A 16,913-nucleotide genomic window follows, 5' to 3' on the forward strand; every position below is an offset into this window, starting at 1 on the left:
TTATCAAACTCCGAATGCCACATACTATCAGTCCGGCAGTCAGACTATGAAAGATAAGTTCCATGGTCAAAAGGGAAACAGCCCAGATCGTCAGCTAAGGTCCCAAAGTGTAAGTTAAGTGGAAAAGGATGTGGGATTTCTAAGACAACTAGGATGTTGGCTTAGAAGCAGCCACTCATTAAAAGAGTGCGTAATAGCTCACTAGTCAAGAGATCCTGCGCCGAAAATGTCCGGGGCTCAAACTTACCACCGAAGCTACGGGTTCACGCATTTGCGTGAGCGGTAGAGGAGCGTCGTAATCGGGCTGAAGTCGTACCGTAAGGAGCGGTGGACTGATTACGAGTGAGAATGTTGGCATTAGTAGCGAGATGTAGGCGAGAATCCTACAGGCCGAATATCTAAGGTTTCCTGAGTAAAGTTTGTCTTCTCAGGGTTAGTCGGGACCTAAGGCGAGGCCGAAAGGCGTAGTCGATGGACAATTGGTTGATATTCCAATACCACTATAATCGTTATTATCGATGGTGTGACGGAGAAGGATAGGATGTGCTAGCTATTGGATGCTAGTCTAAGCGTTTAGGGAGTTGGGATTGGCAAATCCGTTCTAACAATTCTGAGGCGTGATGGGGAAGGTTCTACGGAACCGAAGTATTTGATTCCATGCTTCCAAGAAAAGCATCTAGAAAGAGAAGTAGTGCCCGTACCGCAAACCGACACAGGTAGATGAGGAGAGAATCCTAAGGCCGACGGAAGAATTGCAGTTAAGGAACTAGGCAAATTGACCCCGTAACTTCGGGAGAAGGGGTGCCTGAGAAATCAGGCCGCAGAGAATAGGCACAAGCAACTGTTTAACAAAAACACAGGTCTCTGCTAAAGCGAAAGCTGATGTATAGGGGCTGACGCCTGCCCGGTGCTGGAAGGTTAAGGGGAACACTTAGTGAAATATCGCGAAGGTGTGAACTTAAGCCCCAGTAAACGGCGGCCGTAACTATAACGGTCCTAAGGTAGCGAAATTCCTTGTCAGGTAAGTTCTGACCCGCACGAATGGCGTAATGACTTGTGCACTGTCTCAACTGCAAATCCGGCGAAGTTGTAGTGCGAGTGAAGATGCTCGCTACCCGCGATTGGACGGAAAGACCCCGTAGAGCTTTACTGTAGCTTAGCATTGAATTTCGGTATTGTCTGTACAGGATAGGTGGGAGACTTGGAAACTAGGGCGTCAGCCTTGGTGGAGTCATTGTTGGGATACCACCCTGATAGTATTGAAGTTCTAACTGGATGCCATGAAACTGGTGACAGGACATTGTTAGGTGGGCAGTTTGACTGGGGCGGTCGCCTCCTAAAATGTAACGGAGGCGCCCAAAGGTTCCCTCAGAACGGTCGGAAATCGTTCGAAGAGTGTAAAGGCAGAAGGGAGCCTGACTGCGACACCTACAAGTGGAGCAGGGACGAAAGTCGGGCTTAGTGATCCGGTGGTACCTCGTGGGAGGGCCATCGCTCAACGGATAAAAGCTACCTCGGGGATAACAGGCTGATCTCCCCCAAGAGTTCACATCGACGGGGAGGTTTGGCACCTCGATGTCGGCTCGTCGCATCCTGGGGCTGAAGTAGGTCCCAAGGGTTGGGCTGTTCGCCCATTAAAGCGGCACGCGAGCTGGGTTCAGAACGTCGTGAGACAGTTCGGTCCCTATCCGTCGCGGGCGTAGGAAATTTGAGAGGAGCTGTCCTTAGTACGAGAGGACCGGGATGGACTGACCTATGGTGTACCAGTTGTTTCGCCAGAAGCATAGCTGGGTAGCTAAGTCGGGAAGGGATAAACGCTGAAAGCATCTAAGTGTGAAGCCCACCTCAAGATGAGATTTCCCATAGCATAAGCTAGTAAGACCCCTTGAAGACTACAAGGTTGATAGGTCAGAGGTGTAAGTATGGTAACATATTTAGCTGACTGATACTAATAGGTCGAGGGCTTGACCAATATAATCAAGTTGTAATATACATTAAAATTATATGCAATTTTGAAAGAACATTATATTCTTTCAAATGACGTTCCGCGATAGCTCAATGGTGGAGCACTCGGCTGTTAACCGATAGGTTGGAGGTTCGAGTCCTCTTCGCGGAGCCATATTTATAATAAAAGAATTTTTAGTCGAGAAATCGGCTTTTTTTTGTTGTATAAAATAGAGTAAAAACTTATACTATATATGGATGTGAAATTTATTAATAATTAAATTAGATACTACGGAATAATTAATAATAAAATCTATTGAAATATAAGAGGTATTATAATATGAGCGATGACATTAATAATAGTATGAATTATAGTAATGGAACCAGTGAGGTTAATGAAGCAAAAGAAGCTGATGAATCTATTGAAAATAGTGAGATAGATGATAATTCTAAAACCAATAAAGGTAATTCTGAGACCAATGATATTAGTGATAATATAAGGCCATTTGAGATCGATGAAGTTGGTGAAGAAGATTTCAAAAGTATAAAAAAAAGAAAATTTGCTATTTTACTTACGATAATAGGTGTAGCTATAATTATAGGAATCGCTATTACGCTACAAAAATTTGTTATGAATAAGCAAACAGCAGAAGCTCTTAATGCAAATGAAAATCCATATTCTGAAGGAGATAAAAACCAGACAGATAGTAACGTATATAATTCAGCGGGAAGTTCAGAAGTAGAGGATGTTGCTTTTATAGAAAAATATTTAAATCAGCAGATGAAGGGTCAAATGCCTGATGGAGCTGATGGAAAGAAAGTTGTTTATTTAACATTTGATGATGGTCCATCAGAAACTGTGACTCCAAAAGTTTTAGATACTCTTAAAGCAGAAAATGTTCATGCTACTTTTTTTCTTGTGGGAAAAGCAATAGATGAAAGTGAAACTAATAGAAATATAGTTAAAAGAGAATTTGCAGAAGGAAATGCAATAGGTAATCATACTTATTCACATAATTATGGATATTTATATCCAAATGGAAAAATAAATTTAGAAAATTGTATTTCTGATTTTGAAAAAACTAATCAGTCTTTGAAAAACATTTTAGGACAGGATTTTTCTACACGAGCTGTTAGATTCCCAGGAGGTCAAATGACATGGGATAAGAAGGACCCATCGGGGGCTGATGCAATGGATAAGGCTCTTCATGAAAAAGACTATCATCAAATAGATTGGAATTCATTGTCTCAAGATGCAGAAGGGGCACATAAAAATGCAGACCAGCTAAAACAGGAAGTTATAAAAACTGTATCAGGAAGAGAAAAAGCGATAATATTAATGCATGATACTTATGGAAAAGAGGAAACTGCAAGAGCATTGCCAGAAATAATCAAATATCTAAAACAACAAGGATATGAATTTAAAATTATGAAATAGCCTAATATGACTATGTTGATTTTCATTTATTTTAATTTATGTAGCTAAACTTTGGTTACATAAATTAAAATAAATAAAAATGACATAGTTTTTTTATATAATTGGTACAAATATTATTTTTATCAATTAATTGAAATAGGAATAATTAATGATAAACTATTAATATATAATTAGATTTGCATACATGGAAGCACTAAGGTTATAATTTATAACAATAATCTTAATAATAGAATGTATATAATTATAATATTACTGAAAATTATCTTTATATTAGGAATAAGGAGGAATAAGATGTTATCAAAAAATATTGTAGCAGAGGTATTAGCAAAGTGCTTAGTAACTGGTGGCGATTTTGCTGAGATATTTGAAGAAAATTCAATTAATAATTCTATAGCATTAATTGACGGCAAAGTAGATGATGCCATAGGTGGAAGAAGTTATGGTATAGGAATAAGAATATTCAAGGGATTGAACAGTGTATATGCTTATACAAATAATAATAGCTTAAGTGGTCTTTTAGACACTGCCTATAGAGCAGCTTTAGCCTTAGGTGATGTAAATAAAAATGAAATAAATTCAATAGTATTGACTGAGAAGAGTATATCTACAATACATCCAATATTGTATTATCCTAAGGATGTTGCATACGATAGAAAAATAGCAATTTTAAAAAGTGCGTATAATGCAGCAAAGAATTATAACAGTGATATTTCTCAAGTTATTACGAGTTATGCAGATAAAGAGCAAAATATTTTAATCGCGAACACTGAAGGTTTATATGTTCAAGATACAAGAATAAGAACAAGGTTAGGCATAAGTGCAATAGCATCAAAAGGAAGCGAAAACCAAACTGGATTTGAAGGACCTGGAAGACATATGGGAATTGAAATGTTTGATAGTGTTGATCCAGAATATCACGGAAAGGAAGCAGCGAGAATAGCTCATACGATGCTTTATGCAAAGAACTGTCCAGCAGGTAATATGACTGTTGCTATAGATAATGGGTTTGGGGGTGTTATATTCCACGAAGCTTGTGGACACTCTTTAGAAGCCAGTGCTGTAGCTAAAGGAAATTCAGTCTTTGCTAATAAATTAGGTGAGAAAATCGCATCAATAAAGGTAACAGCTATAGATGATGGAACTGTACCTAATGCTTGGGGATCGCTAAATATAGATGATGAGGGTAATAAGACACAAAAAAATATTTTAATTGAAAATGGTGTTCTAAAAGGTTATATGATTGATAAGTTAAATGGAAGACGTATGAATATGGAGGCTACAGGAAGTTCAAGAAGACAAAGTTACAAGTTCCAACCAACTTCAAGAATGACTAATACCTATATAGCAGCTGGAAATGATAATCCGGATGATATCATTAAATCTATAGAAGAAGGATTATATGCAAAGAAGCTAGGAGGCGGATCGGTTAACCCTGTAACTGGTGAGTTTAATTTTGCAGTTCAAGAAGGGTACTTAGTTAAAAATGGTGTGATTCAGGAGCCGGTAAGAGGAGCAAGTCTTATTGGTAAAGGTAGTGAAGTACTTATGGATATAGATATGGTCGGAAATAATTTAGATGTAGCTCAAGGTATGTGTGGCTCATCATCAGGAAGTATTCCTACCAACGTAGGTCAGCCTATGATTAGAGTAAAGAAAATGACTGTTGGAGGTAGATAAATATGGATTTTGAATTATTTAAAGAAGAATTATTTAAAGAAGCTAAGAATTCAGGCTTTGAAGAGTTTGAAATATATTATTCTGATGCTGAAAGTTTAAGTTTAAGTATTTATGAAGGCGAAGTTGAAAAATATAAACTAAATAATGCCTTTGGTCTTTCGTTCAGAGGAAAAATCAATAACAAAATGGGATATTCATATACTGAAATATTAGATGAAGAAGCAATAAAAACTCTTATAAGAAATGCAAAGGAAGCGGCATTTGCTATAGAAAATGATGATGAACAGTTTATATATGAAGGGGATAAGGAATATAAAGAATTAGACTGTTACAAAAAAGATTTGGATAATATTAAGCCTGATGAGCTTATAGCTCTTTCTTTAGAAATAGAAAAGGAATGTAAAAAACAATGTGATAAAGTTGTAAGTTTCCAAGGTTGTGGAATTGGATATGGTAAAGCTACTTATGGAATAATAAATTCAAAGGGACTTAATTTGAAAAATGAAAGGAATAATCTAAGTGCATATGTCGTTCCAATAATACAAGATAATAGTGAAAAGTATGATGGAACAGGATATGTTATGGCTAAAAAGATAGATGACATAAATCCAGAAAGTTTAGCTAAGCAAGGTCTTGAAGAAGCGCTTTCAAGAATTGGTGGAAAAAGTATTCCGTCAGGCAAATATAAGATAATTATAAATAACGAGGCCATGGTATCACTGCTTGGAACTTTTTCAGGAATTTTTAATGCAGAGCAAGCACAAAAAGGGTTATCTTTGCTGAAAGGAAAAGAAGGGGAAATTATAGCATCAGATGTAGTGACTCTAATTGATGATCCTCACTTAAAGGATGGGCTTGGAACAACTTCATTTGATGATGAAGGAGTAGCAACTATCAAAAAAGAGATAATATCTAAAGGAAAATTGAATACATTATTATATAATCTAAAAACTGCGCATAAGGCAGGAATTAAATCTACAGGAAATGGATTCAAGGCTTCGTATGCATCAATAGTAGGTGTTAGTGCCACAAATTTTTATATAAATCCAGGTAATAAATCTTTTGAAGAACTTTGCAATGAAGTTAAAGAAGGTGTAATAATTACAGATTTTGCAGGCCTTCACTCTGGAGCTAGTGCTGTAACTGGAGATTTTTCTTTAGCAGCTAAAGGATTTATGATTGAAAATGGAAAGAAGAGCTTTCCGGTAGAACAAATTACAGTTGCAGGAAATTTCTTTACATTACTGAAAGATATAGAGGAAGTAGGAAGTGACTTAAAGTTCCCGATGAGTAGCATAGGATGTCCGTCAGTTGTTGTGAAAGAACTTTCAATAGCTGGAAAATAATTTTGTTATTAATTTGATAGATATGCTAAGGTAGGTTAAATAGTTATGAATATAATCTATATTTATCTTTTTTCTTTTATAATTTATAGCTTTCTTGGATGGATATGTGAAACTATATATTGCTCTATAATCGATATGGAGTATGTAAATAGAGGTTTTTTAAAAGGACCATTTTGCCCTATCTATGGATCAGGTGCACTTATAGTAATTATATTGCTGGCTCCATTTTCAGATAATATTATAATTTTATTCTTGAGTGCAATGATTTTTACAAGCATATTAGAGTATTTAACAGGTTTTTTGCTAGAAACAATATTTAATCTTAAATGGTGGGATTATTCAGGCTATAAATTTAATATAAAGGGCAGAGTATGTCTATTAAATTCAGTGTTATTTGGTCTTTTATCTCTAATCACAATAAAAGTTATTAATCCAATTATAATAGACTTAGTTAGTCACATATCACTAAAGGTTTCTATGTGGATTTGTAATATTTCACTCTTATATTTATTAACAGATGGGATAACTACAACAGTTAAAGTTTTGAAATTAGGTGGAAAACTCAAAGAAATGAGCGCTTTATTTGATGAGATAAGAGAAAAAACTGAAAGCTATAAAGTGGTCCTACAACAAAATTTAAGCAGATTTGATGGCTTGATAGAACAGGAAAGTGAAAAAGTTATTCATGCGAAAGAACAAATTAGCAAGCTAAAATTTAAATTAGAAAATTTGGTTTTAAACAATAAGGCCGTGAATAAACGAATAATTAAAGCATTTCCAAATATAAAGTCTTTGAAGTATCAACATTCACTAGATAGATTAAAAGAAGAGATAAAAAAAATTAAGAAAAAATAAAAGAGATGGTCGAATTTTATTTGACCATCTCTTTACTATAGTTAAAATATCATTATCTAATTAGAATTATGAGCATAATTTGCACGTATCATTTTATCCGAAAGATCTAATGATTTTTTATAAATATCTTTTTCTTTATCTGTTAAGTTTTCCCCACCTTTAAGTGTTCCATTAGTTATTACGGCAAAAGATTTATTTGTATTTAATAAGTTTCTACCTAAAGCAGTGTTCTCATACTTATCTTTATCGACTCCAAGTAAATATAAGAGTGTTGGCATTACATCAACCTCGCCATTATACATTTTATCAAATGTTTTTCCTTCATTTGTAGATGGATTATAGATAATAAATGGAACAGTCGGATTTCCTGTATTTAGATACCAATCTTCTTTATGAGATAGTTGCCCAATGCTATCGTCATAATATTTATGAATTCCTGTATGGTCACCCATTATTGCTATAATGCTATTTTTAAGTAATCCTTCTTTATCTAATTGATCAATAAAATAACCTATTTGTTTATCTGTATAGTGAAGACTTTCAAAATACCCACCAAGTTTACTTTCATTTAATTCAGGATCAAGTCCAAGTTCTCTGTACTTTTCAGGAAGATCAAATGGACCATGGCTTGTCAATGTTACAGTTTCAGCGTAGAATGGCTGCTTTAATTCTTTTAACATAGGAACAACTTGTTCGAAGTATCTTTTGTCACTTATACCAAGGCCAATTTGTTCATCAACATTAAATGAGTAGTAGTCAGTAAATTTATCAAAACCTATTCCAAGCAATCCGTTTTTATAATTCCAAAAAGAACCTTTGTCAGGATGAATAGCAGAAGTAGCATAGCCTTCACCTTCTAATAAATTTGGTAACGAATTATAATTAGTATTTGGATATCTAAAGAATGTACTTCCTTGTCTTAAAGGCAACATTGAAGTATTAACCATTAAATCAGCATCGGAGCTTGTCCCTTCGTTTACTTGCTCAAAGGTATTAGGGAAGTACAATGATTTTTGTACTAATTTATTCAAATTAGGTGTTATTTCTTTTCCATTAACTGTTTTTCCGATAACAAAGTTTTCTAAAGATTCAACTTGAATATAAATTAAATTTTTTCCTTTTGCCATGCCAAGGTATTCATTATCTGGAAGGTTCTCTTTTTTTATTTCAAATAACTCATTTATATCGGCTTTATCTTGATCTGTCAATTTATATGGTTTAGAATCTTTATAAACTGTATAACAGTCCATAATATGATATCCAATAGGAGAAAAATACTTGGCAGTATTTGACTTATCATAATTACTGAATAAGTAAGCATTATGAACATCTGTATTATTGAATACAGTTATACTGATAGGTACATAAATTATAAATAATATTGGCAATACAAAAGTACAAAAGAATGTTTTAAATGCTCGTTTATGTACTTGAGTAAATGATTTTCTGGTTATGTAAGCATATATACCTAGTATTATAAAATCAAATGCAAATATAAAATCTAAATTGCTGGTCATTGATAATATACTTCCAGACATATTATCTAAATTAGCAGTTTGAGTTAATATTAATGCAGATGGAACAGTTAAAAAACCTCTAAAATACCAGACATCAACTAATATTAATAGTGTTAAAGAAAAATCGATTACTAGAGTATAGATTATTCTGCCTTTACCTTTAAATAATAATGAGAAACTTAAGAATATTAAAGTAAAGGCCACATAATAATTTAAGAAAGAACTAGCAGATTCATAGCCAGTAGAAAAACTGAATGTATATGGATCTTTGCTCGTAACAAATCCTTGAAATATAATCCCCTTTAATACTATAGAGACAAGAGCTATTAGAAAGAAAATTAATCTTATAACCTTATCTTTTTTTATATTATTTTCTAAGCTATTTTTAAAAAAATTAACAACATATGAGTTAGAAGAACTCATGATTTCACCTCAATTCAATATATCACTACATTATAGTATACATAAATTTATGGATTAAACAAATATAAATTAATGATATATTAGTAATTAAAAGGTAAATAATTTGTGAATAAAAAACTATATATAAAAATTAGCATGGTATACTATTAATGTGGGAAAACTTATATAATAGACTTATAATAACTTAATTTAATATATTTTTAAATTAAGTTATATATTAGTTAAGAAATCGATTGAAAAATTTGATATATTAATTATAGATTAAAATAATTATAAAGGGGTCAAACATATGAAAGAAATAGATTGCAGAGGATTATCGTATCTACAAATAATAAGAGAAGTTAAGAAGTATTTTAATTCAATTGGAGAAGGAGAAGCTGTTGTAGTAGTAAACAATGAATTAGGGCGGTCCAATGTTATAAGGTATGCAGCACATAAAGGATATAAAATAGATATAGAGGATGAAAAAAATAGATTTTTAATAAAGATGGAAAAGAGAGGATGCTTAGAATCAGAAGATGAGGAAGAAATTTTTTCTATATTAATAACAAGAGATAAAATTGGTGAGGGAAATGATGATTTGGGAATAACTCTAATGAGTGAATATTTCGAAGCATTGAATGAGTATGATAAACTTCCAAAAGAAATTTTATTCTTAAATTCAGGGGTTAAGTTGTTTAAAAGGGATTCTAAGGCTATAGAAGATATACGAATGTTATATAAAAAGGGCGTTAAACTTTTAATAAGTGATACATCCTTAGACTATTATAAATTAACAGAACAAATAACTTTTGGAGAAATAGCAAGCATTATGATATGGTAGTTGCAATGAAGAAAGCAAAGAAATTAATAAAGCTTTAGGAATTAATGGTGGAGGATATTATAATGCCAGATTATGAATTAATTATTATTGGAGCAGGAATAGCTGGAATGACAGCTGCACTTGGAGCTGCAAGAGAGGGAATAACAAAAATACTAATTATTGAAAAAGAGTCTAACGTTGGGGGAATAATTAATCAATGTATTCATAATGGCTTTGGAAAAAACTTTCTAGATGAGCCAGTGACCGGTCCTGAGTATATTGATTTTATAGAGAGGCAGTTAGGAGAATTTGAAATAGAAATACTTTTAGATACTACAGCTTTAGAAGTGACTGAAGGAAAAAAAGTTACATATGTAAATTCTAGAGATGGTATTAAAGATTTAACCGCTCAAGCAATAATATTTGCTATGGGAGCAAAAGAAACATATTCAGGAAATGTTATAATTCCTACAAATGGACTTACAGGAATATTCACTGTAGGAGAGGCTCATAAAATAATTAATTTAGATGGATATCTACCAGGAAGAAGGACTGTGATTATAGCGAAAAATAAATGGGGATTCATAGTTGCAAGAAGGCTTATAGTAGAAGGTGGAAATATAGAAGCGGTTGTCATTGAGAATACATTTGAAGAAATGGCTAATTCGGAAATACGAGATATTGTTGATGGCTTTGATATACCAGTAATAGAGAATTCTAGAGTAACAGAAATTGAAGGGAAAACGCGAATTGAGAAGCTAAAAATAGTTAATTTAGAGAATGAAGAAATAACAGAAAAGGAATGTGATTCACTTCTATTATCAGTTAATTTCTTGCCAGAAACAACCGTAATTAAAAAAACAAGTTTTGATATAAATTCTAAGACATCTGGATTTGAAGTAGTAGACTTTGCAACATCTTTAGAGGGTTTTTTTGCTTGTGGAAATGTTATATACGGAGAAAATGCGTTTTGGATGGAAGAAACTGATGGTATACAATGTGGAATTATTGCGGCTAGATTTGTAAAGGAAAGCATGTAGAAGTTAGGTAGAGATATATTAGCAGTAATATAATAAAAGCTAAAATTACTGCTAATTAGTTCACAGAATAATATGGTTTAAAAATAATTGAGAGCATTTTCATACATTAGGTGATGGCCAAGTGAATTCAAGTGAATTCCATCTAAATAAATATCATCCCTATTAAATGTCAAATCGTAGAAATTGATAAATTGAAGATTGTATTTATTAGATAATTTAATTAGTTCATCCTTTAAATATTTGAGTTCTTTTTCTGCATAAGAATATAGATGCGAAGGAGAAAAAAGCGAATTTGCCATTTGGCCAATAATCTTAGGGGGAATTCCTAAAGTCACTTTTGAGCCTATATTTAGTCCATCATTAATCATTATTTCAATATTACTAATTATAAAAGGAATTTTGCGTCCTAGAAGAAGATCATTGCTACCTCCCATTATAAAAATTTTCGATGGAGAATAAATTAAAACATCATCATTATAGCGAGTAAGCATTGAAGTGGTAGTATCACCATTACAGGCTTTATTTAATGATGAAAGGGAGCGTTCTTGCGTAAGTTTGTAAACCCAAGAATTTTGTTTAGTTACCCCATATCCTAAAGTTAGGCTGTCTCCAAAGAAAATGATATCAAGCTTATTATTCATATATAGACTCCTTTTATGTAATTAGAATAGTTTGTTAAAGCACTTTTTACATATTAATGTTTTTCCTGAATCGGCTTTTACATAATCATCTGAAATAATGGCTTTATTGCAGATGCTACATATAATCATTTCGCTAGACATTAATGAGTTAGATGAGGTTTTTTTTGATTTTTTATCACGTTTATTTTCAGCATTGCAATCAAGTTTATCTTTTTGATAATTAGTTGCAGAACTACTAGTTTTATCAGATAGTATATTTTTTCTTATTGGAGAATATAATTTAGGTTTTAAGGAAGTAGTTCTTTTGACAACTTTATAGCTAAAATCATATTCACTTTCAGCAAAGAGTTCTAGTTCAAATCTTGGATTCTCTTTATCATAATATTCTTCTGTAAAGATTTTGGTTATCTGAGCATCATTTATAATTAATCCACTTTTTTCAATTCCATCAAATATACTTTTGGTAATATTAATGGTATCTGGATGACGCTTTTCACTTTTATAATATACTCTTAGTAAAGCTATTAGACTTTCAGAAAAAACAACATCAGGATTTTGATTTCTTGCAAGAAGTGCTATTTCCTGTTCGTATAGAGCATACCTATCATGATATTTTCCAGAGCTATGTGGTAGGATTGCACGTCCATTTAGATTGTGTAACTTAAAATTAGATTTTGTAATAGGTGATCCTTTAATTATAACTTTAGCATAGTTAGACATTTAAATTCTCCTTGTGAAAGTATATTTGTTATCTCAAATATACATCATATGTATCTTTTATACAACAAGTTAATATTGCAATGAAATTGTTAGAATAAGATATATGTTAAGTGTATTTTTGTAACTAGAAAAATTGAACTTTGATAATATTGTATAGATAAAGTATAATATTTTAGTAATTAAAATATAGAATAGTTTGTGCATTAAAAAGATATGATTTCATAAATATTAAGAAGATATTAAACAATATATAAATACGAGATTTTATCTTTTTTTTAAGATAAAATAGATTTAGATAAATTAAATAATGCTATAGTAAGTATTTAATTTATTTAGTTCTTAATTTTAACTAATATATCAAAGTTTTTTCTTGTTAGATTAGTTAAAATTAAGTTCTAAATAGGCTTAATCAGCTTATTTAGATAGATAAGAATAAATAATTTTATTTGAATTGTAATAAAAAGAGGTATTAGATATGGATAAAAAAATAATTTTAGCAATAGAATCAAGTTGTGATGAAACTGCTGCTGCAGTAGTTGTGAATGGTAGAGAAGTTTTATCAAATATAATTGCATCACAAATTGATACTCATAAAAAATTTGGAGGAGTGGTTCCAGAAGTCGCATCGAGAATGCATATTGAAGCAGTAGATAGCGTTGTAAAAGCCGCATTATTAGAGGCAGGGATATCAATAGATGATGTTGACGCAATAGGAGTTACGTATGGACCAGGACTTGTTGGGGCACTTTTGGTTGGGCTTCAATACGCAAAAGGATTGGCATTAGGTTCTAAAAAGCCTTTAATTGGGGTTAATCATATACAGGGACATATTAGTGCTAATTTTATTGAGCATAAAGATTTAAAACCACCTTTTGTATCACTAGTGGTTTCAGGAGGACATACTTTTATTGTGCATGTAAAAGGATATAGGGATTTTGAGGTTATTGGCCAAACAAGAGATGATGCGGCAGGAGAAGCTTATGACAAGGTGGCAAGAGCATTAGAACTTGGATATCCAGGTGGGCCCAAAATAGATAAGCTAGCGAAGCAAGGAAATAAGGATGCAATAGAATTTCCAAGAGCTAAGTTTCAGGATGATACATTAGATTTTTCTTTTAGTGGAGTTAAATCGGCTGTGTTGAATTATTTAAATAAAGCAAAAATGAAGGAAGAAGAGATAAATAAAGCTGATATTGCAGCGTCATTTCAAAATGCGATAATAGATGTATTAAAGACCAATTTATTCTTAACTTGTGAGAGAAAAGGAATAAAAAAGATTGCAGTGGCAGGTGGTGTTGCATCAAATTCTTGTTTAAGAGAAACTTTGCTAGAGGAAGGTAAAAAAAAGGGGATTGAAATTCTATTTCCATCACCTATATTGTGTACAGATAATGCAGCAATGATAGGAAGTGCAGCATATTTCAACTATCAAGAGGGAGCAGTATCAGATTTAAATATAAATGCAAAACCTAACTTAAAACTAGGGGAGAGGTAGAGGCTAGGTATGAAGCTGTTATCACATTCTAATGGAGTACATAAGGTTGAGAAAGATAAAACCAGCAAAAGGAGCATTTTAAAAAAATGTGTTATCTTTTTTGTGGGATTATCTATCTTTGGTTTTTTAGTGCAAATTTTAAATGACTTTGTAGATAATACAAGATTAAAATCCAGATTTAAGTATGTCAGAATAGATGGACGTAAAATGGAGTATAAACTTAAGACTGGTGGAGATTATACTGTAGTATTTGATGGATCAATTGGAACTACAATGTATGAGTGGGATGATGTTTGTAAGTCATTAGAGGAGAAGAAGATATCTACCTTTACATATAATAGAGAAGGATATGGATTTAATGATGGCGGGGATAATAGAACACCAGAAGAGCAGGCTAAGGATTTGAAAGCATTGCTTAGAAAAGCTGGAGCACCAGAGCCATACGTTTTAGTTGGAGAGGAGTACGGTAGTCTGGTTCTTAGTAATTTTGCCAATTTATATTCAGATTCAGTAGCAGGAGTTGTGTTAATTAACCCAATATCAGAGGAAAATATTCAAACTAAGGAATTTAAGAATAGTATTAAGTCCAAATATTATAGAAGTATATTTGAGAAAATGGGTACGAATTTTAGTTTGACTGCATTGCTAAATAAAGCAGGGTTAACCATGGAAAATAATACGTTTAAGAAGTATTTAAATCAGAATGAATTAGATGAATTTCAGAGTTTTGAAAATAAGAAAAATTATAAACAGGCAGTTTCAAACGAACTAGAAAATTTATATAAAGGCATTTCGAATAGTCAAACTAATGAACTACTAGGAAATAAGCCATTATATTTAATAACTAATAATGAAGATGATCCTGTTAAAAAGATTGGTAATACAACAGTAACAACTATATATAAAGAGGAAATAGAGGGATCTCCAATGTCTGTATTAGATCCTGACTCAGTAGTTACCGGCGTTAATAGTGTTTTAAAAGATGCTAAGAAGGCAGCTAAAAAATCTTGATGCTAATAAATATGTATATTTTATTAAATATTAAGTATTATTGAATAATTAAGAAATAAAGCTTCTATTGGGCTAAAATTCATAAAAAATTATATCAAATTATATATTCTTGTCATTTGTTTGACACATAATAAATCTATACTAACACTATAAAGATAATACTAGTAGATATTTAAAGTATTCTAATATACTTTATAAGAACGAATTTGTATAGTTTAATTACTAGTCATATAAGTTGAGAATTGATATATAGGAGGAAAAATACATGAATAATAATGATAATAACGAAAAATTTATTGATGTAGAGTCATTACCAGTAGATAAAGGTCAGCAAGTTGCATGGGAAAATTGTTTTCAAAATAGTAATAATTATGTAGATCCGAAGAGAAAGAAAAGAAGAGGTCTGCGCATGCTAGGAAGGATTGCAGGAATTTTAGTTCTTACAATGGTAGGAGGGGCAATTGGAAGTGCTGCTACTTATTCATTCATGAAAACTAATAATGTTGCTGCAACTAAACAAATAACAAGTTATATTCCGCAATCATTCACATCAAGCACTCCTGATGCAATGTCAGCGGCAGATGCATTTAATAAAGTTGCGCCAGCAGTTGTCATTGTTTCGACGAAAGGTTCATCTAACAGTGGATTTATGAACGGCGAAGTTGAGGGGATGGGATCAGGGTTCATTATAAATGAAGAAGGATATATACTAACTAACTATCACGTAATTGCAAATGCTAAAGAAATTACAGTAACTTTAAGTAATAATACTGAAGTAAGTGCAACAGTAGTAAATTATGATCAAGATAGAGATGTTGCAATGCTTAAATTAAAAGATGGAACTAAAGTTCCTGCTGTTGCAGAACTTGGAGACTCTGATGAAGTATATCCAGGAGCTGAGGTTATAGCAATTGGAACACCTCTCTCAAAGAATTTTGCTCAGACACTTACAAAGGGAGTTATAAGTGGAAGCAATAGAACAATAGATGATAGTGGAAAAAGTGTAGATTTCATTCAAACAGATGCAGCTATTAATCCTGGAAATAGTGGAGGTCCATTAGTGAATGCTAAAGGGCAAGTTATAGGAATAAATTCTATGAAGATAGGTTCTGATGCATCGGGATCATCAACACCAGTTGAAGGTATAGGGTTTGCAATACCTATAAATGAAGTTAAGAATAAGATAGATGCTTTATCAAAACCTATATTAAATCTAGGAATTCAAATAAGAGAAATTGACAGCGCTACAGCTAAGAAATACGATTTGGTAGAAGGAATATATGTATCTTCTGTTGAAGAGTATTCACCGGCTGAAAAAGGTGGTCTTAAGATTGGAGATATAATTGTTAAATGCGACGGAAAAGAAGCTAGGACATTCGATGAACTTAAGACAATAAAGGAAAGTAAGAATGCTGGGGATACTATGAAGATAGAAGTAATTAGAGATAAGAAAACTGTTGATTTGTCAGTTGTATTAGAAGAAAAATCTAATTAAAATCCTTCTAAATAGAAATTAAATATATTTGAGTGTTAAAACTAGAATTGATAAATTTAATGTTATCAATTCTAGTTTTTATTGCATCAAAATAATATTCTTTAAAACTTTAAGGAAAAGTAGTAAAATTAAAGATTATAAGGGTAAGGTATCTTAATTTAATAGTTTTTTGATATCTAAATGGAGAAGGGGATAATTTATGGAGGAAATAATATTAAATATAATAATGCACAGCGGGGAAGCACGAACTTTTTCTATGGAAGCAATTACTTTAGCTAAACAAGGAAATTTTGATAAAGCAAAAGGGTTAATAATAAAAGCTGATGAGGAATTAGGATATGCACATAATTCTCAAACAAGTTTAATTCAGGGAGAAGCTGTAAATGAGAAAATAGAATTCTCCTTGCTTTTAGTTCACGCTCAAGATCACTTAATGACTACAATGGTTTTGAAGGATTTAGCGGTTGAATTAATAGAAGTGCATGAAAAAATAAGTTCTATTAAATAGA

General features: G+C 32.1%; 13 protein-coding genes, 1 tRNA gene and 1 rRNA gene (1 of these 15 running past the window's edge). 12 read left to right on the plus strand and 3 right to left on the minus strand.

The genetic code is table 11. The features are described from left to right. The 6 genes from AXY43_RS16940 to AXY43_RS16965 all read left to right on the plus strand — a co-directional run. Positions 1-1,972 (plus strand): 23S ribosomal RNA (locus AXY43_RS16940) (it extends 940 nt beyond the left edge of the window). 72 nt (positions 1,973-2,044) lie between these two features. After that, positions 2,045-2,119 (plus strand) — tRNA-Asn (locus AXY43_RS16945). Positions 2,120-2,284: 165 nt separating this feature from the next. Then, positions 2,285-3,382, plus strand: a complete 1,098-nt coding sequence (locus tag AXY43_RS16950) for a polysaccharide deacetylase family protein (RefSeq protein ID WP_023974822.1) — start codon at positions 2,285-2,287, stop codon at positions 3,380-3,382. 291 nt (positions 3,383-3,673) lie between these two features. Then, positions 3,674-5,059, plus strand: coding sequence for a TldD/PmbA family protein (locus AXY43_RS16955; RefSeq protein WP_023974823.1), 1,386 nt, complete (start codon positions 3,674-3,676; stop codon positions 5,057-5,059). Between the two features lie 2 nt (positions 5,060-5,061). Then, entirely contained in the window at positions 5,062-6,405 is a 1,344-nt protein-coding gene (locus AXY43_RS16960; protein WP_023974824.1) for a TldD/PmbA family protein, read from the plus strand. A 45-nt stretch (positions 6,406-6,450) separates the two neighbouring features. Further along, the gene (locus AXY43_RS16965) at positions 6,451-7,260 is read left to right on the plus strand and encodes a putative ABC transporter permease (RefSeq protein ID WP_023974825.1); all 810 of its coding nucleotides are present in this window, start codon (positions 6,451-6,453) and stop codon (positions 7,258-7,260) included. Positions 7,261-7,316: 56 nt separating this feature from the next. Here AXY43_RS16965 and AXY43_RS16970 read toward each other — a convergent pair whose 3' ends face one another. After that, positions 7,317-9,200, minus strand: a complete 1,884-nt coding sequence (locus AXY43_RS16970; RefSeq protein WP_023974826.1) for an LTA synthase family protein — start codon at positions 9,198-9,200, stop codon at positions 7,317-7,319. A 289-nt stretch (positions 9,201-9,489) separates the two neighbouring features. Between AXY43_RS16970 and yedF the strand changes: the two genes are divergently transcribed. Together yedF and AXY43_RS16980 are read left to right on the plus strand one after the other, a co-directional pair. Continuing rightward, positions 9,490-10,023 (plus strand): sulfurtransferase-like selenium metabolism protein YedF, encoded by a 534-nt coding sequence (gene yedF, locus AXY43_RS16975; RefSeq protein ID WP_243099098.1) that lies wholly within the window; start codon positions 9,490-9,492, stop codon positions 10,021-10,023. Positions 10,024-10,085: 62 nt separating this feature from the next. Next, positions 10,086-11,042 carry an NAD(P)/FAD-dependent oxidoreductase gene (locus AXY43_RS16980; RefSeq protein ID WP_105411866.1) on the plus strand — a complete coding sequence of 319 codons (957 nt, stop codon included), beginning with the start codon at positions 10,086-10,088 and terminating at the stop codon, positions 11,040-11,042. Positions 11,043-11,119: 77 nt separating this feature from the next. On the opposite strand, the gene AXY43_RS16985 is transcribed toward AXY43_RS16980, so the two are convergent. Together AXY43_RS16985 and AXY43_RS16990 are read right to left on the minus strand one after the other, a co-directional pair. Next, entirely contained in the window at positions 11,120-11,683 is a 564-nt protein-coding gene (locus tag AXY43_RS16985) for a GDSL-type esterase/lipase family protein (RefSeq protein WP_023974829.1), read from the minus strand. A 21-nt stretch (positions 11,684-11,704) separates the two neighbouring features. Next, positions 11,705-12,403: a RusA family crossover junction endodeoxyribonuclease gene (locus tag AXY43_RS16990; RefSeq protein ID WP_023974830.1), complete on the minus strand. Its 699-nt coding sequence runs from the start codon at positions 12,401-12,403 to the stop codon at positions 11,705-11,707. A 475-nt stretch (positions 12,404-12,878) separates the two neighbouring features. On the opposite strand from AXY43_RS16990, the gene tsaD reads away from it, so the two are divergent. The 4 genes from tsaD (at position 12,879) to AXY43_RS17010 (ending at position 16,912) form a co-directional block, all read left to right on the plus strand. Beyond that, positions 12,879-13,898 carry a tRNA (adenosine(37)-N6)-threonylcarbamoyltransferase complex transferase subunit TsaD gene (gene tsaD, locus AXY43_RS16995; protein WP_023974831.1) on the plus strand — a complete coding sequence of 340 codons (1,020 nt, stop codon included), beginning with the start codon at positions 12,879-12,881 and terminating at the stop codon, positions 13,896-13,898. 9 nt (positions 13,899-13,907) lie between these two features. After that, on the plus strand, positions 13,908-14,909 hold the full coding sequence (locus AXY43_RS17000) for an alpha/beta hydrolase (protein ID WP_023974832.1): 1,002 nt from the start codon (positions 13,908-13,910) through the stop codon (positions 14,907-14,909). Between the two features lie 265 nt (positions 14,910-15,174). Further along, entirely contained in the window at positions 15,175-16,404 is a 1,230-nt protein-coding gene (locus tag AXY43_RS17005) for a S1C family serine protease (protein WP_023974833.1), read from the plus strand. Between the two features lie 199 nt (positions 16,405-16,603). Beyond that, complete coding sequence (locus AXY43_RS17010) at positions 16,604-16,912, plus strand: PTS lactose/cellobiose transporter subunit IIA (protein ID WP_011967729.1); 309 nt, start codon at positions 16,604-16,606, stop codon at positions 16,910-16,912. Position 16,913: the final 1 nt, after the last annotated feature.

It is taken from the genome of Clostridium sp. MF28 (assembly GCF_002969175.1).
In the GTDB taxonomy this organism is placed as follows: Bacteria; Bacillota; Clostridia; order Clostridiales; family Clostridiaceae; genus Clostridium; species Clostridium beijerinckii.